This is a genomic window from Aurantimonas coralicida DSM 14790 (assembly GCF_000421645.1).
Classification (GTDB): domain Bacteria; phylum Pseudomonadota; class Alphaproteobacteria; order Rhizobiales; family Rhizobiaceae; genus Aurantimonas; species Aurantimonas coralicida.
Genome location: NZ_ATXK01000005.1, coordinates 112385 through 135295 on the forward strand (window position 1 = coordinate 112385; position 22911 = coordinate 135295).

Here is a 22911-nt window from a genome sequence, read left to right on the forward strand (position 1 = left end):
TTTTTGTCCTCCGATCAGATGCGTTCGAGGAGGGCGACAGTGCCTTGACCACCATCGGCGCAGATGCTGACGATCCCTCGAGATCCGACCGGCATGGCCCACAGCTCTTTCACAGCTTGGCTGAGATCACGCGCGCCGGTCGCGCCGAAGGGATGTCCGATGGCTACCGAGCCGCCGTTCGGATTGACGCGATCCCAATCGAAGTTGCCCATCTCAGCCGAAACACGGGCCTTCTCTCGGACCCAGTTCGGATCGGTGATGGCCGCGACGTTGGCCAGCACCTGTGCCGCGAAGGCCTCGTGGATTTCCCAAAGTGCGATGTCGGCGAAGCCAAGGTGATGGCGCGCGAGAAGTCGTGGAACGGCATATGACGGCGCCATCAGCAGCCCCTCCGTGCGCAGGTCGACCGCCGAGACTTCGTAGTCGATTATCCGCGCATAGGGCGTGCCATCGGGCAGCCTCTTCAGACCCTCCTCGTTGGACACCCAACAGCCGGCCGCCCCATCCGTGATGGGGGAGCTGTTGCCGGCTGTCAGGCTACCCATTCCGCTCTCACGATCGAAGGCGGGCTTCAAACCGGATAGACGTTCGGCGGATGTGTCCGCGCGCGGGTTCGCATCGCGGGAAAGCTCCGGCAACGAGATCACGAGGTCATCGAAGAAGCCGCCGTTCCAGCCGGCGACGGCGCGCTGGTGGCTTTTTAGAGCCCAGTCATCCTGAGCCTCACGCGAGATGCGCCACGCCTTGGCGGTCTCCTCCATGTGATCGCCCATCGTCCTGCCCGTAAGGCGGTTGGCCCAGCCCTTCGTGGGGAGCACATAGTCTTGAGGGGTCAACGCCCCCAGGGCGGCAAGTGCTGCGGCCGGATCCTGCGCGAAGAGATCGGTGAGTCGTTTAGATGCCTCAGCGGTGAGAGCGAGCGATGGTCGGCTCATGACCTCAGACCCGCCGACCAGTATCAGGTTGAGCCCGCCGCCGAGCATCCCGGCTGCGGCGAAGCTCGCGGTCATGCTGGTCGAGCACGCTAGGACTACGGAGAATGCTGGAACGTTGGGGTTGAGCTTCGCGTCCAGCCAGATTTCGCGAGCGATATTGCTCCAGCCCAGGTTCGGGATGACGGTTCCCCAGATCGTCAGATCGGGCTCCGCAAGCTTCGCCATTTCTTGGACGACTGGCACTGACAATGAGGCCGCGTCATAATTTGCCAGCGCTCCTCCGCCACGGCCGAATGGTGTCCGCAAGCCTGCGGCTATGAAAACTGGTTCAGCGAAGCGGCTCACGGTGATCTCCCAAAGCAAAAGATTCTAATTAGACGAGGTGGCGTGGTGCGGTCCGCTGACGGCAGGCGCCGCCCGTCAGGGCGTCTCCCCATCCCTGAGGTCGATAACCATCTTTCCGATGTTTTTTCCGGCGAAGAGATCGAGGAACGCCGACGGGGTTCTCTCGAGGCCGTGAACAACCGTCTCCTGCCATTTGACCTTCCCATCGGCGATCCACCGGGTGACGTCGCGCTGGAAATCCTCCCAAACCGACATGTTGTGGATGGTGACGAAGCCTTGCAGCAGGAGGCTCTTCTCAATAACCGCATAGATATTGCGGGGACCGACCGGCTCGCTGTTGTATTGCTCGATCATTCCGCACAGAGCGAAGCGTGCGAAGTCATTGGCCGCCTCAAGCGCCGCTTCCAGGTGCGTGCCACCGACGTTGTCGAAATAGATGTCGACACCCTTAGGCGCAGCTTCGCGAAGTGCTGCGACCATGTCGTCCGTATTCTTGTAGTTTATCGTGGCATCAGCGCCTGCTTCCTCGCGCAGCCAACGCAATTTGTCCTCGCCGCCCGCGGACGCAACGACTCGGCATTCCTTGATCTTTGCGATTTGGACAGCGAGCGATCCGACAGAACCCGCTGCTGCTGACACGAACACAGTTTCGCCAGCTCGCGGCTTTCCGATCTGGAGCATGCCGATGTAGGCGGCGAAGCCTGGGAAACCGAGCGGGCCCAGATACGCCTGCTCTGGAATCGTCGTATCGATCCTAGTAGCGGATGCGGCGTCGATGATCGCGCGGTCGCGCCAGCCGGCAAAGTGGCTCACGACCTCGCCAGGGCTGAACCGTTCATCCTTGCTTTCGACTATGACGCCGATCGCGGCGCCATCCAGAGGCTCGCCAACTTGGAAGGGCGGCATATAGCTTTCTCGACCGGTCATGCGGCCGCGCATGTAAGGGTCAACGGAGAGCCACCGGTTGGCGACGAGCAGTTGTCCTCGCTCTGGCGCGGGGAGATCCTGCTCGACGAGTTCGAAGTTGTTGGCCTGCGGTAGCCCTTCGGGACGACTTTTAAGGTGAAATTGACGGGCCATGATGGTCATGGGCGAAGCCTTTCCCGGACAGAGCTTGAGCTGGGCGCTCCCGCGTGATGGGATGCGATCATCTGGCCGCCCCTACCCACCGTAGCGCTCGGTCTTGATGATCGAGACGCCCAGCCCTGCCGACAATGCGCCGTCCGTCGCGATGTTGACGAAACCGTTCGACCCGCAAACGAACACGTGGCCCGGGTCGCGACCGAGACGTGCGATTGTCGCCTGGACCATCCCATCGTCGATCCGTCGGCCATAGTCCGAGGCGCGCTTTGGCGCTTCTCGCGTAATCGCGAGCGTCAAGATGAACGTGGGATCGCTCATCTCGATTGAGTGGAGTTCGCTGGAGAAGAGCACGTCCTCAGCGGTTCGCGCCGACAAGAGCAGAGCGACTGGAACGGCCTGTGCCGATGCCCGACGCTGCCGGATCATCGCCATCAGCGGCACCACGCCTGAACCTGCGCCGATCAGCAGCACCGGCTTGTCGGTAGGCTCGGGCCAAAGAAAGTGGCCTCCAAGCGGTCCCCTGAGTTCGATCTCGTCGCCGGCTGCGGCGACGTCGTGGAAGAATGGCGAAACTTCGCCATTCGGCAGGCGCTCGATGGCGAGTTCCAGGATCGGTGAAGAGCCCGCCGACGATGCGATCGAATAACTGCGCATCGCCTGATAGCCGTCTGGGGCGGTCAGCCGGACGTCGACGTGCTGGCCTGCTGTATGGACGAATGGTTCCTGCAATCGCAGGAAAAAGCTCTTGATACTCGGTGTCTGTTGGACGATTTCGTCGATCACGCCTGACTGCCACGACGCGGGTTGCGCATCGAACTCAGTCATGGGTGTACCGTTGCTCGCGCCACGGATCACCGTAGATGTGATAACCGCGCAACTCCCAGAACCCGGCCTCGTCGCGAGTGGTGAACTGCAGCGCATTCACCCACTTGGCGGACTTCCAGAAGTAGAGATGCGGAACAAGAAGGCGCGCCGGTCCGCCATGGTCGCGGGGAAGCGGCTGGCCCGCGTAGCTCAGCGCGACCATAGCTTTGCCGGACAACATGTCCGCGAGCGGAACATTCGTCGAATAGCCATCGTAGCAGTGCGCGAGAACGAAGTCTGTTGGCTGTTTAACTTCAGCGTCAGCGAGGATGTCCTCGATCAGCACGCCTTCCCACTTCGTGTCGAGCTTGGACCAGGACGTGACGCAGTGAATGTCTTTGGTCACTTTGGTCTTTGGAAGGGCGTTGAATTCACTCCAACTCCAGACCTTCACGGGTCTCGGACCGATCTTGACCGTGAACTTCCAGTCGGACGTCTCGATACGAGGCGTTGGCCCAGCGGTAAGAACGGGAAAGTTCTCCACGAGATGTTGACCTGGCGGAATACGGCCCTCGTGGTCGCCGCCTGAACCGCGGCCGGTGAAACCTCTGGTGACCATGCCGAACCCCCTTGCTCGTCACGACAGACCGACCGACTTCATCTCAGGCTAATGCGTAGATGACCCTCGCAAAGGAAAGATATCGAGCGGATCGCAAAGCTGATGTTCAGACAACCGGGTGTTAAATCAGTAGAGACACGCAATTCATCACTATGACTCGCGATAATCCCGCCTCGACTATAGCTTTATATCAGACTGCTTTCCCAATGCCCTGTCGCTATAGTTTCGATAGCTTTGAATCGGTGTTGCGTGAGCGTTATGGCTCGTGGGACAGAGAAGCTTCGCGAGGTGAGGTCGCCAGCATGCGACTGCGGCGTGCCCAGGAGGTCGTCATTCCCATCCAAGACGAGATTATCGCAGCGCTCGGCGTTTCGGCGTCGTTCGATGCCCGACGCGAGGCGGCAGAACGCGCCGCCTTCCTCCGCGACTATCTGAGGTCGTCGGGGCAGCGAGCGTATGTGCTTGGAATCAGCGGCGGCGTCGATTCCCTGACGGCGGGCCTAATCGCGCAATCGGCCGTGAAGGATCTGCGTCAGATCGGGTACGAATGCGAGTTTGTAGCGGTGCGGCTGCCCTATGGCGAACAGATGGACGAGCGCGATGCTCAGCTTGCCTTGTCAGCCATCAGGCCCGACCGCGTTGCGGTGATCAATATAAAGCCCGCGACCGACGCGCTGTGGAGCGAGATGACAGGCTCCAATTACGAGTCCGCCGACCCCGGCCTGCGCAGTACGGTGCTCGGGAACATCAAGGCACGCCAACGGATGGTCGCCCAGTTTGCTCTCGCGGGGACCCTGGGCGGCCTTGTGATTGGCACGGACCATGCAGCCGAAGCGGTGATGGGTTTCTTCACAAAGTTCGGCGATGGCGCGGCCGATGTTCTCCCTCTCGCCGGTCTCAATAAGCGGCGCGTTCGCGCGATCGCGTCTCATCTGGGCGCCCCGGCGGAACTGATCAGTAAGGTTCCCACGGCAGATTTGGATGACGCGATGCCGTTACACCCCGACGAAGACGCCTACGGCGTGACCTATGATGAGATAGACGATTACCTCGAAGGAAGGGGTGTGGCCCAGGCGGCGGTCGAGACGATCCAAAGAGCGTACCGAGCCACCGCGCATAAGCGCGCGCTGCCTGTGGCCTCCAACGTGCAGCTTCTGGCGCCGCAAGGGTCGAACGGACGCTAAATTTGCTCCCGCCTAGGACATAGAAACTATGTCACGCCGCTATTGGAAAAGACCGGCGTTGGAATTCATAGTCATCCACGTAAACTCGTGGCCTCGTCGGGTATAGTCGAGACAAGATTTTGGTCTTATCGACTATTTGACGCTCGGGCCGTGGGGCGGTGAAGTATAGCAGTTCCCCTGCGCTCGCGAGTTTTCGCTGCACGTCGGGCACATGCTTCGTGTTCGGAGAGAGGGATGAGCGCGGCCGATCGTCAAGCGCCAGAGCTTCGCATTCATCGGTGGATCGCCGTGGATGGAAGCGACCTCCAGACGCCGATCAAGCTATCGGATCTTGGCGTAGGGCCGAAGATCCTTTTCGCGTTTCAGCACTGGTGCAGGGGCTGCCATCTGCATGGGTTTCCCACACTGCAGAAATTGCATGGTGCGCTGGAGTCCAGAGGCGTCGGATTCGCAGTGATCCAGACGGTCTTCGAAGGAGCGCACGAAAATACATTCGACAAGTTGCGCATCAATCAGGTGGAGTACCGTCTCCCCGTCGCCTTCGGGCACGACGAACCGCCGCCTGGTGCTGCGTTTCCAACGTTCATGGAGGATTACCGGACACGGGGAACGCCGTGGTTCACGGTCATCAATGCCGACGGTCGCATCGTCTTTTCGGATTTCCACCTGGACGCGGATCGTTTGGTGGCAAATTTGGAGAGCTCGTGAAACATGCCACGGTGGCTTATTCTAGCCTGCACCCACTTCGTCGTTGGCATCACAGGCTTTGCTGCCGGCATCTACACGCTGCCTATCCTCACCGCGCCGGCGTCGCCCACTGAAGCTGCGTTGAGGAGTTCGACGCCTGAGGCGCTCTATTCGGGAAAGCTTTCTCGTGATCTAGCCGGCAGCGACCTGCTGCACTGGGGTGAAGGCGAAGTGCAGATCCTGCCTCACCGGATCGCACACATCGGCCGTCTCTCTCCCGGGCCGGACTACAAGCTTTATCTCGCCCCGCACTTCGTCGAGACCGAGGAAGCGTTCCTCGCGATCAAGGACGCGTCGGCCCGGGTCGGCGATGTGAGGACGTTCAACGGCTTCATTATGGAGGTGCCCGCCGACATCGACGTTCGCGACTACAGCGCCGTTGTCATCTGGTGCGAAGCCTTTGATCAGTTCATCAGTTCTGCGGCGTATCAGCCTCCGCGCCAGGCTCGGAAATGAGTCAGGCGATGAACAGCGTGAAGGCGGCCTGCGCGCGGGGGCTCGTTTTGGCGCCGGTCGCAGCGCTATTGTTGAGCGTCGCCACGTTGCTCTTGGGCAATGGTCTACTGGGTACGCTCCTGATCGTGAGGGCTGGGGAGGAAGGCTTTTCAGCTCAAACGATCAGCGCGATGATGTCCCTATACTTTGCGGGCTTCACCATTGGCGCTCTCACGCTGCCCAAGATGATCGTGTCCGTGGGCCATGTGAGGACTTTCGCTGGCTTCGCCGCGATGGCTTCAATGACGGCTCTTCTTCATGTCGCATTCGTGGAGGCAAACGTATGGATGCCGCTTCGCCTTGTGACCGGCTTCGCCTATGCAGGCATGATCCTAGCGACTGAGAGTTGGCTCAACGCGCACGCGATTCAATCCACGCGCGGTCAGCTTTTGTCGATCTTCGGCGTTGTTTCGATGGGTTCATGGGCCCTTGGTCAAGCGCTGCTCAACATCGCGCCGCCTACAGACGTGACGCTATTCCTGTTCGTCTCGCTGCTGATATCTGCGGCCGTCGTCCCCGTCACGCTACTGCCCAGTCATCCCCCGGCCGAGGTTCAACAGGAGCCCGTCGCCTTTCGCGATCTCGTTGCAATTTCGCCCCTTCCGTCGGTCGGCGTTTTCCTAGCCGGCCTGGCCATCGGCGGCTTCTGGGGACTAGGCCCCAATTTTGCGCAGAGGATTGGCCTCGATGTGGGCGGCATTTCTGCGTTCATGGCTGCGGTCCTTGGTGGAACGCTCGTGCTGCAGTGGCCATTGGGATGGCTATCGGACCGCGTGTCGCGGACACTCGTCATTGCCGGCGCCGCCCTGGCTTCCGCGGCGGCTGCGATCGGCGTAGCGCTGGCTGCGGAGGCGCCTCTGCCTGTGCTACTTGCGGCGGGCGCGCTGTTCGGCGGCTTCGGTATTCCCATCTATTCGCTATGCCTTGCCGTTGCGAATGACGACCTTCCTGCGGGTCGGCTGCTGGGGACCGCTCGCGGACTTCTCCTACTCAACGGGATCGGAACCGCCGCCGGGCCGCTCATCGGAGGCCTGGTGATGGACCTCCTCGGCCCTGGCGGCCTGTTCCTCTACGCAGCGGCACTGCTGACTGCCCTGGCGGTCTTGGCCGGTGTCCGCAGGCACTCAGACCGCTCGGTCAAGACGAGAGCAACACGCTGCCCGAGCACGGCGATGATCACCGGGTCGCTCGACGCGATGATACGAACCCCGGCGGATCAGCGCCGCTGAGACGCCTATGCCGACGACCGAAGGATTGCCAGTCGGCTGTTAGAGGAGCCTGGCTGAGAACAAGGCGGAACGTGTCATGGATGAGAGCGTGAACGCTCTAGCCGCGAGAAACGCATACGAGGCTAAACGGGGGGCGATCGCCATCCTCCCGTTGGCCTTGGGGGCCAGCGTGTACGGCTTGGCCTTTGGTTTCCTGGCCGTACAGGTAGGTTTCCCGTGGTGGGGCGTCGCGATCATGAGCGCCTCTACCCATGCGGGCTCTTCGCAAATCATCGCGGTTGAGCAGTTCGCTTCCACAGGTGTCGTGTTGGGCGCGGTTCTGGCCGGTGCGTCGCTCAACCTGCGCTATGTCGGCATCATCGCCTCTTTATCCGAGGTGTTGGCCGGCTTGTCGCTGAGGAAGAAGCTCTTCGCCATCCACATTACTGGCGACGAGAACTGGGCTTTGACGATGTCCGAGCGGGCGAAGTCCCCCGATGTCGGAGCACCATTCCTCATAGGCTCAGGGCTGGTGAACATCTCCATGTGGACAGCCTCCACGACGCTCGGGGCCTTGCTTGGCGCCGCGCTGCCCGATCTCGGACGCTTTGGCCTGAGCTTCGCGTTCACGGCGGCCTTCATTGCGATGGCGCGAGGTCTGTGGCGGGGACGTTCCCAAGTTCTGCCATGGACCATGGCCGCGGCAGCGACCATGGCCGTCATCTCGCTCGGCATGCCCAAAGCTTACGGGATCATCGTCGGCGCATTCTTCGGCTTGGTGGTGACCTTCTTGAAGCGCAGGATCGAGGCGGCAGCCCGATGAGCGCTTCGCACTGGGTTGTTGTCAGTTTGCTCGTTGTGGCTGCGTTTGCGATCCGGGTCGCCGGATTGATTGCCGGTGAACGAATTAGGGTTTCCAGGCAGGCTTGGGTTCTGGACGAGTTGCCTGGGCTGATCGTGGTCAGCTTGGTCGCGTCGTCGTTGATCGGTCAGCCACCTCCAACCTGGATCGCGGCCGGTGTCGCGCTGGGTGCAGCGATCGCCACGAACCAGGTCATCGTGGCGATGGTATTGGGAATGCTCGCCTACGCAGGTCTGGGGTGGCTTAGCTCGTAAGTGCCGATCATCTGAGAGAAGCGGCAATGGGGAGGCCGGAGGTCGTCCAGTAAGGCTGCGAACGTCGATGGCCCGCACTCACGATCCGAGGACCGCGGGTCCCGCCTACGCAACAGCCTCCACGGTCAAATCGCGGCCATTGAACTGCACCGTTTCCCCGGCTCGCGCGCCTTCGATCGCCTCGTAGATCGGGGCCATCGTCGAGATGCCCATCAGTTCCTGCCCATGACAAATGAACCTGCCAGTCGAGACCGAAATGACGAAGTGCTTACCGGACAGCTTGACGACGGCGCCTTCCGAGACTTCTGACTTTGGTCCAAAATCGATTGTCCGGAGTTTGTCGAGCTTATCAACATAGTCATCGAGAGTGTCATCGAGCGCCTCAGCAAAGTCGCTCGCCACCTCGGCTTGCGCCTGCTCGTCGTTCTCGATCGGCTCGCTGCGATCGAGGCGCGCGGTGGAGACGTAATCCAGATACTTCTTGCGAGCGCTTTGCAGCGCCGCGGTTTCAAGCGACAGCATTGTCTCGCGAATATGGTCCTTGTTCCAGTCCATCTCTGCCTCGTTATTTTTGACCTTAAGGGGCATCCCATCCATCGTTGGGGTCTGGGTTTTCCCGCGCTCCGCCGACATCATTCGTCGGTAATAACGTCTTCGCCCTGGTAGGGAATCCTGATCAGCCGGGGATCCCGAATAATGCTCGTCACGAGCCAGACGTATGATTGTTCTGCTGTATCGAAGCCGAGGATGCTGAAGGCTCCCCCGAACGGGCATGCCGGAAAGTCAGGGAAGCCTTCCCGCAAAACGTAACGCTCAGGGTCGCGATCAAACTCGCTTTTGTAGACTTTGCGCAGCCCATGCTTGCTCGGCACGTCGGCGTCACCGGCCGGAGCTGTTTCACGATGCTCAAGAAGCCGTTCGGACAGGTCACGGTGACATATCTCGTCGAACACATCGAAGGCATCGATAAGCAGACCTTTATGCTCGGTCGCCGGATCTGTGATGGCGTAGATGTTCGAAGCGTCTTCGGCTCCATCGCCGCTCTCAAGGCGTAATGCGGCATCGACACGAATGCTGCACGCGTCGAGGGTCGATCCGAGTTCGAGATCGACAAGAGCGCCGTCCTTCACACGGTACTCTCGGTCATAGCCCTTAGCCACGAAGGACTGTACGGCGTCCAGAACGTCTCTCACTTGAGTTGTCATCAATGCACCTCGAGTTCGGATTGTAGGGGTTGCGCGCCGACCGAAGGCGCGCTTTGGCTCCGCGACCGACCAGCACTGAAGATGCGGAGCACCATCATAGCCACTTGGCTCGCTTGAAGCGGACGAACAGGAAAAGACAGAACGTCAGCATTAGGCCGAGCACGACGAAATAGCCGTAAGCTGTGTCCAGCTCCGGCATGTTCCTGAAGTTCATTCCATATATGCCCGCGATGGCCGTAGGGACCGCGAGGATCGCCGCCCAGGCAGCGAGCTGGCGCGTGATGACGCCTGTCCTCTGCGCCTCAAGAAGGCTGCTGAATTCGAAGACCGTGGACAGCACCTGGAGGAGGCCATCGACCATGGACTGGACCCGATCGACATGGTCGGCGACATCGTTGAAGTACGGCCGCACCTCAGCGCTGATGCACGGGAAATGTCCGCGAACGAGCTTGCGCACCAGTTCCGCCATAGCGCCAAGGGTTCGCTGGAAACGCGTCAATTCGCATCGCAAGCCGAAGATGCGCGCGACCTCCGCCCGCCCCAGGAAGTCGTCGAGCGATCGCCTCTCCATCGCGAGCACGTCGTCCTCGATCATTTCGAAGATCGGCAGATACTGATCGACGATGCGGTGAAGGATGGCATGCAGGACGTAGTCGACACCCTTACCAAACTGAGCAGGCGAACCCTCAAGCTGCTCGCGAAGATTGCCAAGCGCTCCGGCGTTGCCGTGACGCACGGTGATCAGATGGTTGTGACCAGTGAAGATCGCGGTCTTGCCGTAGCGTATGCGGTCCCCAACCAGCTCGGCCGTCTGAGCGACGACGTAAAGCTCGCCGTTATAGACTTCGAGCTTCGGCGGGCACATCGGATGCATCGCGTTATCAATCGCCAATGGATGCAGATTGTAGGTCGACTGAAGCGCCCTGAGTTCGCTTTCCGAAGGCTCGCTGAGCCCAATCCAGCAGAAGCCAGATCGGTTCTTGTCGAGCTCAACCCGCTCGTCGATAGCGACTTCGCGGATGCGGCGACCCTCGTTGTAATAGTAAGCGGCGATGACGCTCATGCGGGCCTCGCAGGGATGACCAGGCCCCGCTGCACGGCTGGTCGAGCGAGGCCGCGATCCAACCAACCCCGGACGTTCCGGTGTTCGGCGATGCGCAACAGGTCGCCGGCGTCATAGGTGCTGACCAGGGCATTGACCCAGCCGAGCGTCGCGATGTCGGCGATGGAATAGTCGTCGACGATCCACTCGCGCCCATCCAGCTGGCGATCCAAGATCCCCAGCAGGCGCTTGGACTCGTCGGCGAACCGTTGCTGAGGCCGCTTGTCCTCGTAGTCCTTTCCGCCCCAACGCAGAAAGAAGCCCAGCTGACCGAACATCGGGCCGATCGCCGACATCTGGAAGAATACCCAACTCAGCACCTCATAACGCCTGGCTTGTCCCGGTGGAATCAATCGGCCCGTCTTCTCGGCGAGGTAAACGAGGATCGCACCGGACTCCCAAACGCCGAGCGGCTCACCATCGGGGCCTGACGGATCGATGATCGCAGGGATCCGCCCGTTTGGGTTCAGCGACACGAAAGCGGGGTCTTTGGCCTCGTTTGTGCTGATGTCGATAAAGTGGGGCTCGTATGGCAGGCCGGTCTCCTCGAGCATGATGGAGACCTTGACGCCGTTGGGCGTGGGCGCTGCATAGAACTGCAGGAGATCGGGATTGGAGGCAGGCCAGCGCTTGGTGATCGGATATGACGAAAGGTCTGGCATGCTGGGGCAATCCTACCAAATCGATGGCCGGCAAGCGGCATGACCGCTTGAGGGGCCGTACGAGGACCGCATCGTTCGCCGATGCGGTCCCATTGCTTGCGATGCAGAGCGCTATGTCGCGATAGGCGCTGCAGCTATTCTGCTGCCGCTCCGGTGGTAGGCTGGGTAGCATCAGCGTCTTGACGCTTGGGGAGCACCCAATTCGCGCGCGGGAAATGGCACGTGTAACCGCCCGGGCGCTTCTCGAGATAGTCTTGGTGCTCCGGCTCCGCTTCCCAGAAATCGCCGACAGGCTCGACTTCGGTGACGACTTTGCCGTCCCACAGTCCGGAGGCGTCGACGTCGGCGATCGTCTCCTCGGCGACCCGTTTCTGCTCATCGTCCACATAGTAGATGCCGGATCGATAGGAGAGGCCGCGATCGTTGCCTTGCCGATCTTTCGTCGTCGGGTCGTGGATCTGGAAGAAGTATTCCAGGATGTTACGGTAACTTGTCGCTGCCGGGTCGAAAATGATCTCGATCCCTTCAGCGTGAGTACCGTGATTGCGATAGGTGGCGTTCGGGACGTCGCCACCGGTGTATCCGACGCGGGTCGACACGATGCCGGGCTGCTTGCGGATCAGATCCTGCATGCCCCAAAAACATCCGCCTGCGAGAACAGCGCGCTGATGCATGTTACGCCTCCTCCACCTGATCGAGATATTCGCCGTAGCCCTCGGCTTCCATCTCATCGCGCGGGATGAAGCGAAGGGCGGCCGAGTTAATGCAATAGCGTAGTCCGCCACGGTCGGCCGGACCGTCGGGGAACACGTGGCCGAGATGGCTGTCGCCATGGACCGATCGAACTTCCGTCCGGACCATGCCGTGCGAACTGTCCCGCACCTCGTTCACGTGCGCGGGGACGATGGGCTTGGTGAAGCTGGGCCAGCCGGATTTCGACTCGAACTTGTCCGTCGATGCGAAAAGCGGCTCTCCGGACACGACATCGACGTAGATGCCCGGTTCTTTGTTATCGTTGTATTCACCGGTGAAGGCTCGCTCCGTGCCGTCTTCCTGGGTGATCCGGCGTTGCTCGGGGGTCAGGCGGTCGATCGCTGCCTGAGACTTTTCAAACTTCATGATCGTCTCCAATACTTGGTTTCAGGGCCAAGGCACATTACGGACATCTTATCTTGCTTGACGGTCACCTCGACTATCGCAGTGCCAATTATATTTATCCAATACGCTGTGCGTATAGTTTCGATAGCTCCGCTGTGATCAGCGGCGTTCAGTTCCACGCGTATCTGGCCGCCATCTGCGCGATCTTCCTGATCTCAACCGGCGCCGTGGAGCCAGAGACCGTCGCGATCACGACCTCTCGCTCGAGGACAAACCCATCGATCGGACGCGTAACCAAACCTTGGGCTGTAGCCGACCGCTCCGGAAGGATGCATATGGCCTCGCCGTCTGCGACGACCCGTTGCACCCAATCGTCACGATCGGCCCGGAAGCGCGGCCGCATCAGTACCTCCCGTCGTGCGAAATGGTCTAGGATCTGCTCGCGAAACTCACACTTCAGACGATCAACGAACGGGAACTCCAACAAGTCCTCGCCTCGCACGATATCGCTCGCCGCGAGCGGGTGTTTCGCGGAACAGCCGAGTACGAAGCGCTCACGGAACAGAGGTCGCACATCAAGCTTGCGGTCCGGCCGCGTCTCGCGCGGCAGGATGCATGCGTGATACTTGCCCGACAGCACCTCCGATGTGTCTTCACTCGCCCCGAGCGAATGCATCTTGATCTCGATCGATGGCACTTCTGCCAACGCGCTTTCGAAGAAGGCTGTAAAAAGCTTCGGCCCGACGGTCGGGGCGACGGCGACGTCCAGCACCCGGTGCCTCCCCATGGCCCAGTTTTCAGAATGATGCCGAACACTTTTCATCGCGACTAACATGCGCCGAAACTCAGCCTCCACGTCCTGGCCAAGGCCGGTGAGACGGCTGTTCTTCCCATCGCGATAAATGAGCGGACCGCCGAGCTCTTCCTCCAAGCGGCGGATCGCGCGTGTCAGGCTTGGCTGGGACACACCGCTCAACCGCGCCGCTGCTGTAAAATTCAGCGTCTCGGCCAAGTTGATGAAATAGCTGACCTGATTGAGTTCCATAGCCCTTCGGCCTGCACGCCGTGAATGATGCCGCTTCAGGACCGGTCTTTTCGACCGCCACCAGAAGTATGCGCGACGCATATAATCACGCTTTAGGGGCTTGTCTATATGCGCCACGCATATAAAAAGAATGTCTTGGACGGCTAGTCCGGGCCTGATGGCGCTTCCGCCAGGGCCCAAGGGTTCCGGTGCACCCACTAAGTCGCCGTGGGAGGCTCGACGCTTATGACAGGAAGACCGTTCACGTTTCCCGGTGGTGGAGGCTCTGATCTAGCCGGGTATTTGGAGGCGCCCGAAGGTACGCCTCGCGGCTGGGCTATTTTCGCCCATTGCTTCACTTGCGGGAAAGACAGCCGCGCCGCCGTGTACATCGCACGCGCCCTCTCGCGGGCTGGCATCGGCGTCTTGCGGTTCGACTTCGCCGGCACCGGGATCGAGAGTTCTGCGGATGAAGCGATAAGCTTCGCTTCCGACGTCGATGATCTTAAGGCCGCCGCGGAGGCCATGGCTGTCGCCGGTAAGGCCCCCTCCCTCCTTGTCGGACACAGCCTGGGCGGCACGGCTGCGATCGTAGCCGCCGCCGACTTGCCGGATATCGCAGCGGTAGTGACGATCGGCGCCCCGGCTGATCTTCAGCATATATTGCGCGTCTTTCAACCTGCCGACCTAGACGCGATAGCGAGCGAGGGCGAGGCATCGGTGGAGATTGCTGGCAGGCCCTTCCTGATCCGCCGCAGTTTCCTTGAAACGGTCGACGAAGTGGACATCGAGAGGTCTATCGCTGCCCTTCGACGTCCGGTGCTTGTGATGCATTCACCGGTGGATCAAGTCGTGGGTATCGAGCACGCCTCGCGCATCTTCGTCGCGTCGCGCCATCCCAAGAGCTTTGTTTCGCTCGACACGGCCGATCACCTTCTCACCGATGTCGAAGATGCGAACTACGCCTCAGCTATGGTCGCAGCGTGGGCAAGCCGCTTCCTGCCGCCGCTCGCGGCGGACCTTCCGCAAGTCGAGTTAGCGAATGGAGTCGTGGCGTCGGAAACGTTGGCGGGGAAGTTCCAACTCACGGTCCGTAGTGGCGAGCACACGCTGTTCGCCGATGAACCAGAATCGGTCGGAGGTCTCGGCAGCGGCCTGTCTCCTTACGAACTGGTGTCGGCCGGACTGGCCGCCTGCACGGTGATGACAATGCGTCTTTACGCGAACCGCAAAGGCTTCCCGCTGGAGCGAGCGACGACGACCGTGCGACACGAGAAAGTGGCGGACATGATGCCTCCCGACCGCTTCACGCGCACCGTCTCTCTCGATGGGCCGCTCAGCGATGAACAGCGGGCGCGCATTCTGGAAATCGCGGATCGGTGTCCGGTCGACCTGACACTCGTCCGAGGCTCGGATGTGCAGACCGAACTTTCGAGCGATGCGCAGCCTGCAGGTGCGGCGCCGGCGAACTGATGTGGTGCACAGAGCGGAGGTTGATCGAATGCAGAGTCTGCCCACTACTGACCAGACGCCGACGCGAACCGAGCGAGCGATACTTGCGGGTGGGTGTTTCTGGGGCCTCGAAGATTTACTTCGCCGCGCGAAGGGCGTCGTGACGACGCGTGTCGGCTACATCGGCGGCGAAATGCCGGACCCGACTTACACGAGACACCATGGTCATGCGGAAGCGGTGGAGGTCACGTTTGATCCTTCGATACTGACATATCGTGCTCTCCTGGAACTCTTCTTCCAAATCCACGATCCGACGACATACGAGCAACAAGGTAACGACGTCGGACCAAGCTATCGGTCCGCGATTTTCTACACGTCTGAGAAGCAGATGGACGTTGCTCTGGAGACAATCGCCGAGATCGAAGCGTCGGGGCGCTGGCCGGGACCTGTCGTATCCGAGATCAACCCGGAAGAGCCGTTCTGGGAGGCCGAGCCAGAGCATCAGAAGTACCTCCAGCGTCGACCCGGCGGCTATAGCTGCCACTTCGAGCGACCGGCCTGGCGATTGGACCGAGCGAAACGATGAGCACGCAGGGACGGTCATCAACGATACGGACGCTAAGGCGCTCGCCCCGCGTCGCTAGGTCAGCCGGGTTCTTGCGATGATACCCGAATACGTAATCGCCGGCTTGTGGGGGCTTTTGTCAGGAAGCGGACTTCTGGTGGGGGCGGTTCTTGCGGACGTGCTGTACGGGCGACTCACTCACCGCATGATCTCAGCGGTGATGGGCTTCGGTGGTGGTGTGTTGATTGCCGTGGTCGCTACCGAACTCATCGGTGATCGCGTGTCGGCTGGCCTGGGACCCTTAGCGATCTTTGCGCTGCTCGCAGGGGCCGCAATCTTCAGCGGCACAAACTGGTTTCTCTCTCGCAGGGGCGCGAAGCATCGAAAGCGATGCGGTGAATGCACCGAGCAGGCCACTGAACAGGAGCACCGCGGTAGCGGTGCTGCGATTGCGCTTGGCAGCGTCCTCGACGGCATTCCAGAGGCCCTCGTGATTGGGATGTCCGTGGCTGGTGGAGGCAGGATCAGCCTTGCAGTAGTGGCAGGCTTCTTTTTGGCTAATGTGCCACAGGGTCTATCGAGCACTTCCGGAATGAAGGTCGCGGGCCGATCGCGAAGCTATATCTACGCGGTCTGGATCGGTATTCCGCTACTTGTCTGCATCGCCGCCGGTACGGGAAACCTTCTGCTCGGCTCGGCGTCCACTCAAGCCCCTGCCATTCTGTCGTTCGCAGCCGGCGCGGTCATCGCGATGCTGGCGGAGGCTATGATTCCCGAAGCTTTCGAGAAGGCGCCGCCGTTCATAGGCCTGATCACGGTCGTGGGGTTTCTGGCGGCGTATCTCATCGCTCAACACTGAAACCTGCGACTTCCGGAGCTCTAAGCCTCGCCGCCGTTCTCGCGGTCTACGCCGCGCTCGTGCAACTCGGCATCGATCGGGCAATTCGTGCAGCCCTCGTAACAGCACAAGCGGCAGATGCGGTAGGAATGCTCGAGGTTTTCCAGGCGATCGCGCAGCACGCGTTCAGCAATGCTATAAAGAGCGTCCAACTCGGTAGGGGTGAGGATCGATAGTCCCTCAGCGATCACCTTGTCTCGCGAGGCCAGGACCGCATCGCTCGCGACCTTGCCAGCCTCTGTAAGATGGAGGGACCGCGTGCGCCCGTCAGTCGAATGCTCACGCCGCTCGACCAATCCCTCCGTCGACAAACGGTCCACCAAGCGGACGGTCGCGGCATGGGAAAGTCCCACCCCAACTGACAGCATGCGGATCGATAGCCCTGGCTTATGGGCAATCAACGCAAGCGCCGAGGCGGCGGGTCCAGCTTCTGGCGCCCGCGATGAACTAGCGCGAACGATGTCGTCGCTGATCATGAGTGCGAACGCCCCGAAGATATTTCGATCTCGAGGTCCATCCATTGCCCCATCTATATGTGCGCGAAGCATAGACAGCAAGCCATACCCCTGCGGCGCCGGGGGATTCTGGCAAGCCGAAAGGTGCGCCTTTACAGTGGCTTAGGATATGCTGCGGATGGCGCGGACGATTGGAATACAGGACTTCGATCGTCGGGACACACAAAATGGCGATACCTGGCGGCTATAGATCGGGGTGGGCTGTCGTGATTTTGGCTGCCCGACGGCCGAATCACATCACGCCTGCGCCAGGTGCCACCCCTCGTCGGCACCTAACGGAGGGATCCGGGGGCTTGCTCTCTGAGATGCACCTCGACCGTCTCACCGCGTCCGACCACCACAGTGTCAATCTCGCTGAGAAACAAGCCGTGCTCCATTACGCCGGGGATGGCATCGATCGCTCCGGCGATCTCGATCGGCCTAAGGGCCTTGCCGAAGGCTGCATCCAAGATGTGATTGCTCTGGTCTGTGATGAATGGTTCTCCGCCGACCGAGCGAAGCGTCACACTGGCTCCGAGGTTGGCAAGATGCGTTCGAACGAACTCGCTCGCGAAGGGCACGACTTCGACCGCCAAAGGAAACCCGCCGAGTCGTTGAACGACTTTGCTAGCGTCTACGATCACGATCATCCGGCTAGAAGCGGCGGCCACGACCTTCTCTCGGAGCAAGGCGCCGCCGCCGCCTTTGATCGCCTGAAAGTGGCAGTCGATCTCGTCAGCGCCGTCGATCGTGAGGTCTATCGAACTGAACTGCTCAAAAGGAACGAGCGGCACCGCGAGACGACGAGCCAACATTTCGGTCGCTCGGGAGGTGGCGACAGCGGTGATGCGAAGGCCCTGCCGAATGCGGTCGCTCAGGCTCTTAATGGCATAGGCTGTTGTGCTTCCGGTCCCAAGGCCAACGAACATGCCGTCTTCGATCTCGTCGACTGCTCTAGCCGCAGCCAGCCTCCTCTCTTCTTCTTGGGTAAACATCAACGCCACTTCATCTCGCCGGTATGCGTGCCTTCACCAGGTCGATTGTGAAACCGGGCGGCGCAAACCTAATCCTCCATGCCGACATTGCCTCGTTGACCTGCAGCCAACAGACGGATAGGTCTATGCGTGGCGCATACATAATGAGGATGGTCTGATCGGCAAGCTTTCGCTGCTGGAGACGACCACCGCGTGCCAGGCGGCACTGAGCGAAGTGCGTATGCCGTAGCCAGTTCGGCGAACCAGGGGACACAGGCATGACGGTCAAGGTCGCAATCAACGGTTTCGGTCGGATCGGACGACTGGCCTTACGGTCGATCGTCGAACTACGGCGTGATGACATCGAGGTGGTTGCGATCAACGACCTCGGGCCGGTTGCTACGTTGGCGCACCTCCTGAAGTACGATTCAGTTCACGGCCCCTTTCAAGGATCGATAGCCACCGGCGAAGACTGGATCGACATCGGGTCCGGTAAAATCAAAGTGTTTTCGGAGCGCGATCCATCAAAGCTTCCGCATAACGAGCTTGGAGTCGACGTGGCGCTCGAATGCACGGGTTTGTTCACCTCCAAGGAGAAGGCTGAATCGCACATCCGTGCAGGAGCAAAGCGCGTGCTCGTCTCCGCGCCCAGCGAGGGCGCAGACAAGACGATCGTCTTCAAGGTCAATCACGAAACGCTGACAACCGAAGATGTCGTCGTATCGAATGGCTCATGCACCACGAATGTCCTCGCGCCCGTCGCGAAGATACTGAACGATCTATGTGGCATTGAGCGGGGCTACATGACCACGGTTCACGCCTATACCGGTGACCAACCGACGCTGGATACGGTGCATAAGGATCTCTACCGCGCACGGGCAGCCGCGCTGTCGATGATCCCAACCTCGACCGGAGCCGCGAACGCAATCGGACGCGTGCTGCCAGAACTGAAAGGCAAGCTCCATGGCTCGTCAATCCGCGTGCCAACGCCGAACGTATCGGTCGTCGATCTCGCTATTTCCGCATCCCGGGAGGTGACGATCGACGAAGTGAACGACGCCATTCGTCAGGCTGCGAGTGGTCCGATGAGTGGGGTGCTCGCATTCACGACAGAGCCTCTGGTGTCTGTGGATCTGACCCACCGGACCGAATCCTCGATCGTCGCGCTCCCCCAGACCGATGTCGTCGATGGCCGGATGGTTCGCGTGCTTGCTTGGTACGACAACGAGTGGAGCTTCGCGACACGCATGGCGGATGTCGCCGTGGTGATGGCGAAGCTCATCTAGCGGATCGGTTGCGGGAAAGGTCGTATCTTGGCGACAGGATGCGTTCGCGAAACGGAGGCATTAAACATGAATGGGCCACTAGCACGTGCAGCGAGAGCGCTCATTCAGTGGCCGCGATCACATGTCGCCAAGATCGCAGGCTTGGAGGAAGAGGCGCTAGCTCAATTCGAAGCCGGCGCCAGCGTGTTTGCAGCCTCGGATTTGACGCGGCTGCGGGACGCGCTCGAACGCGGCGGCGCGGTTTTCATCAGCGAGGACAATAGCGGAGGGCTCGGCGTAAGGCTCAAGTTCAACGCCAAGGATGTGCGTGCGATCAATCGGATGGAGGGCGAAGGTGGGCCGGTAGGCACCGACGACGTCTAAGCCTTCCAGCGAACGCTTGTACTCCGGCACGAGGCTCGACACCGGCCCACAGATATTGTATGCGCGACGCATATATTGCGTGAGTCGCGGCGATGGATGACCCCTCGGATCGCTTGATCAACATCTTTGGCGCGCTGTCTCAAGCGGTGTCTGACCGCGTGCGCTTGGCGATCGCTGAAGCATTCAATGCGGGGGGCGAGACGGCCGCGGCTTTGATCGCGATCGGTCACGCGCCAGGAATGTCGATCGGCCAGGTACGGCAAACTCTCCGGCTTTCGCATGCAGGTGCAGTTCGCGTCGTCGAGAGGCTAGGCGAGCAAGGCCTGGTGGCGAAATCGCCGTCGCCCTCTGACCGCCGGGTAGTTCATGTCTCGCTGACCTCGCGTGGTCAGGTGGAGCGGACCAAGCTGCTAGGTCTGCGGAACGCGGCGGTGTCCGAGCTGCTGAGCAAAGTGTCGGCTGACGATCGCGTCGTGCTGGAGCGGGCCGCGGACAACATCCTGTCGTCGCTGTTCTCGGACCTCCACGGCGGCTTGGCAATCTGTCGTCTGTGCGATCAGGCCCGGTGTGCCGATTGCCCAGTCGGCCACCATCGTCCGTGACGCCCTGACGATCATCCCCTTTTGAGGAGTTCGATATGAGTATTTTCGATCGGTATGAATTGCTTGTGCCCGAGCGCAGTCGGAAGGAACTGGCGCTGTTGAGATGGGCGCTCGTGATCGTTTTCTCTTGGTTCGGCGCGATGAAATTCACGGCTTACGAGGCCGATGGCATCGCCCCTTTCATCGGCCATAGTCCGATCATGAGTTGGCTGGGTATGTTCGGGGTACAGGGCCAAAGTTACTTTGTCGGCGTCATCGAGCTGTCGACCGCAGTCGTGCTGGCCTTAGGGGCTTTCCGCCCATCCTTCTCAGCGCTTGGCGCGCTTATGTCGGCGGCGACCTACTTCATCACCCTGACCTTCTTTTTTACGACGCCTGGGGTCGGGGAGCCAACTGCCGGAGGCTTTCCTGCGATATCCGCCGCTCCTGGCCAGTTTTTGCTGAAGGACGCAGTTTTGCTTGCGGCATCACTTGTGCTGCTGTTTGCGTCGGTCCAACCCAAAAATGAGCGCCTTGGGCCGATGACCATCGATCGGTCGTGAACATAGGCACGATGGTCTTGGACACGCTCCGTGGAGAGTGGGCGCTTCGTCGCAACGTCGATCCGACGGGCGAACAACTGATTGGCGACGCGGATTTCGCTTCGACAGGTGAATCCGCGCTCACCTATCGAGAAAGCGGGATACTTCGGCTTCGGGATGGCCGCGAACTCTCAGCGTCTCGGCAATATCGGTACTGCGCGGTCGGCCACCGAGTAGACGTTCAGTTCGCAGACGGACCGAACACCGGGAAGCTGTTTCTCAACCTTGCATTCTCGCGCAAGAATTGGGGGTACGAGGCAACAGACACCCACTTCTGCGGTGACGACGCCTATCACGCTTTTTACCGAATTCTCGACGCAGGATCTTTCGAGACAGTTATCAGGGTCATTGGTCCACGAAAGGCGTACGACCTGCGGAGCCGGTACTCAAAGGTGTCACGAACGACGCCGGACCGTCTACTTTTTCCCCTGGCCTGACGCGCCGTTCCTGGCCAGTCTGTCACGCGCTTCGAATCCGAAAACGATCGTGGTCGTCATCACGAGGTAGGCGACTATGCCGCCCGGAGAAAGCGTAGGCATTGCGGCAAGGATTAAAGCGTCGTTGCCACCGGGTATCAGGCCGATGCCTATTCCCATCAACGCGCCGCCGGCGATCGACCGCAGGATGCCGGCGGCCGTCGGCCGCTGGAAACGCAAGCGACCCTGGCGCACGGATGCCGTGATGGCTCCCGCAACTGAGGCAATGACCGCAACCAGTGCGACCTCGCCTGTTGGCGACATTCGAAGAGGAAGGCCGCGTTGGATAAGGTCAGCGAATGTCCATGCTGGCGAAAGCGCGTAGAGAAGCCCACCAGTGATACCGAGGCCGATCATTGAAGCGCCAAATGCCCAGCTCTGCCTTCTTCGCGGTGGGGTCTTCCGCGATACGAAGATCACCGCCAGCGCGAGCACGACGGCTAAGGCAAGAAGCGTCGCGGCCCCAGGGACACTCGGCCTAGCGATGAAACTTGGCCATGTCGCGACGGCGCCAAACCGGCCGAAATCAGCGGCCAAGATGCCGATTGCCAGTCCGGCAGGAAGGGCAAGCAACCGCATCTCTCCATCCCCTAACCGTGCCAGTGAACCTAGCAGGCAGGTGTCATTTATGAGCGCGCCGAGGCCGAAGGCGATGGCGCCGATGATGAGGAGGCCGTTGACGCTCGTCGAGAGTGGGAGGGTCGCGTTCAGCGTCCCCGACCAAGCGAGCGGTATCGCAATAAGGCCAGCAGCCGCAGACGCCGCAACAAATCCGACGAACATTCTTGGTCGGCGCCGTTGCTGCAACTCATGAGCCGCTACGACCAAGCACGTGCCGCCTCGGTTCGCAGAATACCCGAACCAGAAGGCCAGTATGCATATGAGAAAGTCGAACGCGATCGATGCCAAAGATATCAAGCCTGCCTCGGTTTCTCGTCAGCCCTTGTGCGAAGGGCGCCGGCGCAGCTGGCGGGCGGGCTGAGATGCATTTTCAGCCGGTGTCTGTCCCCGGTAGCCAACCACGGGCCACATAGTTTCGACACCAGATTTCTCGTAACCGTTTGCGATAAGGAGCCGCTCGGACAATCGGCCTAGTTTGTTCAGGTCAGCCGGCGACAGCGGCGAGACACACGCTGCAATCACTTGTTCGCGCGCTCTGAGCAGAGCGCCGGTCATTTTCACACCTGCATTGGTCAAGTGGATAAAGCGCGCCCTCTTGTCCGCCGTGTGTCGCCGCCTTTCCACCAGGTGATCGGATTCGAGCCTATCGATCAATCGGACCGTTCCCGCATGCGAAAGCCGGATCCGGCTCGCAAGGACACTGATAGGTAATCCCGGCTCGAAGCTAAGGAAGACCATCAATGCAGCCGCGGGGCCGCTCGGCGAAAGCGAGGCTGATGCGCTCGCGATGCTGTCAGCTACCGCGAGCGCAAGTGCACCAAAATGATATTTGGCGGCCTCGGGCTCCATCCGGAAAGAATATATGCGTCACGCATAGACATCAAGCGCTCGAATATGTATGACCGGCGCATACATCTATCACGGATTCGGAGATGGTCATGCTCACTGATGGGCTCGGCTTGGATTCCCCAT

Annotated in this window: 29 protein-coding genes; 14 read left to right on the top strand and 15 right to left on the bottom strand. The window is 60.6% G+C overall.

What is annotated here, in order from left to right:
* Positions 1 to 14: 14 nt before the first annotated feature.
* The 4 genes from H536_RS0112520 to H536_RS0112535 form a co-directional block, all read right to left on the bottom strand.
* Positions 15 to 1280, bottom strand: a complete 1266-nt coding sequence (locus tag H536_RS0112520) for a thiolase family protein (protein WP_024350789.1) — start codon at positions 1278 to 1280, stop codon at positions 15 to 17.
* A gap of 75 nt (positions 1281 to 1355) precedes the next feature.
* Positions 1356 to 2369, bottom strand: coding sequence for an NADP-dependent oxidoreductase (locus tag H536_RS0112525; protein ID WP_024350790.1), 1014 nt, complete (start codon positions 2367 to 2369; stop codon positions 1356 to 1358).
* A 72-nt stretch (positions 2370 to 2441) separates the two neighbouring features.
* A complete protein-coding gene (locus H536_RS0112530) occupies positions 2442 to 3188 on the bottom strand; it encodes a ferredoxin reductase (protein WP_024350791.1) in 747 nt (248 codons plus the stop codon).
* Positions 3181 to 3786: a sulfite oxidase-like oxidoreductase gene (locus H536_RS0112535; RefSeq protein ID WP_024350792.1), complete on the bottom strand. Its 606-nt coding sequence runs from the start codon at positions 3784 to 3786 to the stop codon at positions 3181 to 3183. The genes H536_RS0112530 and H536_RS0112535 overlap by 8 nt, the downstream gene beginning before the upstream one ends.
* Positions 3787 to 4088: 302 nt before the next feature.
* Here H536_RS0112535 and nadE point away from each other — a divergent pair, with 302 nt between their 5' ends.
* The 6 genes from nadE (at position 4089) to H536_RS0112565 (ending at position 8536) form a co-directional block, all read left to right on the top strand.
* A complete protein-coding gene (nadE, locus tag H536_RS0112540; protein WP_051141593.1) occupies positions 4089 to 4970 on the top strand; it encodes an ammonia-dependent NAD(+) synthetase in 882 nt (293 codons plus the stop codon).
* 234 nt (positions 4971 to 5204) lie between these two features.
* A complete protein-coding gene (locus H536_RS25150) occupies positions 5205 to 5678 on the top strand; it encodes a peroxiredoxin family protein (RefSeq protein WP_024350794.1) in 474 nt (157 codons plus the stop codon).
* Positions 5679 to 5681: 3 nt separating this feature from the next.
* Positions 5682 to 6173 carry a DM13 domain-containing protein gene (locus tag H536_RS0112550; RefSeq protein ID WP_024350795.1) on the top strand — a complete coding sequence of 164 codons (492 nt, stop codon included), beginning with the start codon at positions 5682 to 5684 and terminating at the stop codon, positions 6171 to 6173.
* Positions 6174 to 6181: 8 nt separating this feature from the next.
* Positions 6182 to 7441 carry an MFS transporter gene (locus tag H536_RS0112555; RefSeq protein WP_024350796.1) on the top strand — a complete coding sequence of 420 codons (1260 nt, stop codon included), beginning with the start codon at positions 6182 to 6184 and terminating at the stop codon, positions 7439 to 7441.
* 76 nt (positions 7442 to 7517) lie between these two features.
* Positions 7518 to 8243 (top strand): AzlC family ABC transporter permease, encoded by a 726-nt coding sequence (locus H536_RS0112560; RefSeq protein WP_024350797.1) that lies wholly within the window; start codon positions 7518 to 7520, stop codon positions 8241 to 8243.
* Positions 8240 to 8536: an AzlD domain-containing protein gene (locus H536_RS0112565; protein WP_024350798.1), complete on the top strand. Its 297-nt coding sequence runs from the start codon at positions 8240 to 8242 to the stop codon at positions 8534 to 8536. The genes H536_RS0112560 and H536_RS0112565 overlap by 4 nt, the downstream gene beginning before the upstream one ends.
* A 105-nt stretch (positions 8537 to 8641) precedes the next feature.
* On the opposite strand, the gene H536_RS0112570 is transcribed toward H536_RS0112565, so the two are convergent.
* The 7 genes from H536_RS0112570 to H536_RS0112600 all read right to left on the bottom strand — a co-directional run bounded on the left by H536_RS0112570 (position 8642) and on the right by H536_RS0112600 (position 13648).
* Entirely contained in the window at positions 8642 to 9091 is a 450-nt protein-coding gene (locus H536_RS0112570) for a hypothetical protein (RefSeq protein WP_024350799.1), read from the bottom strand.
* Positions 9092 to 9168: 77 nt separating this feature from the next.
* Entirely contained in the window at positions 9169 to 9741 is a 573-nt protein-coding gene (locus H536_RS0112575) for a hypothetical protein (RefSeq protein WP_024350800.1), read from the bottom strand.
* 94 nt (positions 9742 to 9835) lie between these two features.
* The gene (locus H536_RS0112580) at positions 9836 to 10804 is read right to left on the bottom strand and encodes a magnesium and cobalt transport protein CorA (protein WP_024350801.1); all 969 of its coding nucleotides are present in this window, start codon (positions 10802 to 10804) and stop codon (positions 9836 to 9838) included.
* Positions 10801 to 11505 carry a glutathione S-transferase N-terminal domain-containing protein gene (locus H536_RS0112585; protein WP_024350802.1) on the bottom strand — a complete coding sequence of 235 codons (705 nt, stop codon included), beginning with the start codon at positions 11503 to 11505 and terminating at the stop codon, positions 10801 to 10803. Before H536_RS0112585 ends, H536_RS0112580 begins: the two co-directional genes overlap by 4 nt.
* A gap of 134 nt (positions 11506 to 11639) precedes the next feature.
* Positions 11640 to 12179: a peptide-methionine (S)-S-oxide reductase MsrA gene (gene msrA / locus H536_RS0112590; RefSeq protein ID WP_024350803.1), complete on the bottom strand. Its 540-nt coding sequence runs from the start codon at positions 12177 to 12179 to the stop codon at positions 11640 to 11642.
* A gap of 1 nt (position 12180) precedes the next feature.
* Positions 12181 to 12624: a peptide-methionine (R)-S-oxide reductase MsrB gene (msrB, locus tag H536_RS0112595; RefSeq protein WP_024350804.1), complete on the bottom strand. Its 444-nt coding sequence runs from the start codon at positions 12622 to 12624 to the stop codon at positions 12181 to 12183.
* Between the two features lie 148 nt (positions 12625 to 12772).
* Complete coding sequence (locus H536_RS0112600; RefSeq protein WP_024350805.1) at positions 12773 to 13648, bottom strand: LysR family transcriptional regulator; 876 nt, start codon at positions 13646 to 13648, stop codon at positions 12773 to 12775.
* A gap of 225 nt (positions 13649 to 13873) precedes the next feature.
* Here H536_RS0112600 and H536_RS0112605 point away from each other — a divergent pair, with 225 nt between their 5' ends.
* The 3 genes from H536_RS0112605 to H536_RS0112615 all read left to right on the top strand — a co-directional run bounded on the left by H536_RS0112605 (position 13874) and on the right by H536_RS0112615 (position 16503).
* Positions 13874 to 15100, top strand: a complete 1227-nt coding sequence (locus tag H536_RS0112605; protein ID WP_024350806.1) for a bifunctional alpha/beta hydrolase/OsmC family protein — start codon at positions 13874 to 13876, stop codon at positions 15098 to 15100.
* A 28-nt stretch (positions 15101 to 15128) separates the two neighbouring features.
* Entirely contained in the window at positions 15129 to 15665 is a 537-nt protein-coding gene (msrA, locus tag H536_RS0112610) for a peptide-methionine (S)-S-oxide reductase MsrA (RefSeq protein ID WP_029660570.1), read from the top strand.
* A gap of 76 nt (positions 15666 to 15741) precedes the next feature.
* Positions 15742 to 16503: a ZIP family metal transporter gene (locus tag H536_RS0112615; protein WP_029660571.1), complete on the top strand. Its 762-nt coding sequence runs from the start codon at positions 15742 to 15744 to the stop codon at positions 16501 to 16503.
* Positions 16504 to 16523: 20 nt separating this feature from the next.
* Here H536_RS0112615 and H536_RS0112620 read toward each other — a convergent pair whose 3' ends face one another.
* Together H536_RS0112620 and rpiA are read right to left on the bottom strand one after the other, a co-directional pair.
* Entirely contained in the window at positions 16524 to 17018 is a 495-nt protein-coding gene (locus H536_RS0112620; RefSeq protein ID WP_230450755.1) for a MarR family winged helix-turn-helix transcriptional regulator, read from the bottom strand.
* Between the two features lie 311 nt (positions 17019 to 17329).
* Positions 17330 to 18031 (bottom strand): ribose-5-phosphate isomerase RpiA, encoded by a 702-nt coding sequence (gene rpiA, locus H536_RS0112625; protein ID WP_024350810.1) that lies wholly within the window; start codon positions 18029 to 18031, stop codon positions 17330 to 17332.
* Positions 18032 to 18288: 257 nt separating this feature from the next.
* Here rpiA and gap point away from each other — a divergent pair, with 257 nt between their 5' ends.
* From gap to H536_RS25155, 5 genes are all read left to right on the top strand, one after another.
* A complete protein-coding gene (gene gap, locus H536_RS0112630; RefSeq protein ID WP_024350811.1) occupies positions 18289 to 19296 on the top strand; it encodes a type I glyceraldehyde-3-phosphate dehydrogenase in 1008 nt (335 codons plus the stop codon).
* A 141-nt stretch (positions 19297 to 19437) separates the two neighbouring features.
* Positions 19438 to 19659, top strand: a complete 222-nt coding sequence (locus H536_RS0112635; RefSeq protein ID WP_024350812.1) for a hypothetical protein — start codon at positions 19438 to 19440, stop codon at positions 19657 to 19659.
* Positions 19660 to 19772: 113 nt separating this feature from the next.
* Positions 19773 to 20261 carry a MarR family winged helix-turn-helix transcriptional regulator gene (locus H536_RS0112640; RefSeq protein WP_205620014.1) on the top strand — a complete coding sequence of 163 codons (489 nt, stop codon included), beginning with the start codon at positions 19773 to 19775 and terminating at the stop codon, positions 20259 to 20261.
* 35 nt (positions 20262 to 20296) lie between these two features.
* The gene (locus H536_RS0112645; protein WP_024350814.1) at positions 20297 to 20803 is read left to right on the top strand and encodes a YkgB family protein; all 507 of its coding nucleotides are present in this window, start codon (positions 20297 to 20299) and stop codon (positions 20801 to 20803) included.
* Positions 20804 to 20814: 11 nt separating this feature from the next.
* Positions 20815 to 21279 (top strand): DUF6314 family protein, encoded by a 465-nt coding sequence (locus H536_RS25155; protein WP_070154329.1) that lies wholly within the window; start codon positions 20815 to 20817, stop codon positions 21277 to 21279.
* Here H536_RS25155 and H536_RS0112650 read toward each other — a convergent pair.
* Together H536_RS0112650 and H536_RS23755 are read right to left on the bottom strand one after the other, a co-directional pair.
* Positions 21259 to 22236: a YeeE/YedE thiosulfate transporter family protein gene (locus tag H536_RS0112650; protein ID WP_341462710.1), complete on the bottom strand. Its 978-nt coding sequence runs from the start codon at positions 22234 to 22236 to the stop codon at positions 21259 to 21261. The genes H536_RS25155 and H536_RS0112650 overlap by 21 nt on opposite strands.
* A gap of 18 nt (positions 22237 to 22254) precedes the next feature.
* Positions 22255 to 22788: a MarR family winged helix-turn-helix transcriptional regulator gene (locus tag H536_RS23755; RefSeq protein ID WP_024588022.1), complete on the bottom strand. Its 534-nt coding sequence runs from the start codon at positions 22786 to 22788 to the stop codon at positions 22255 to 22257.
* Positions 22789 to 22911: the final 123 nt, after the last annotated feature.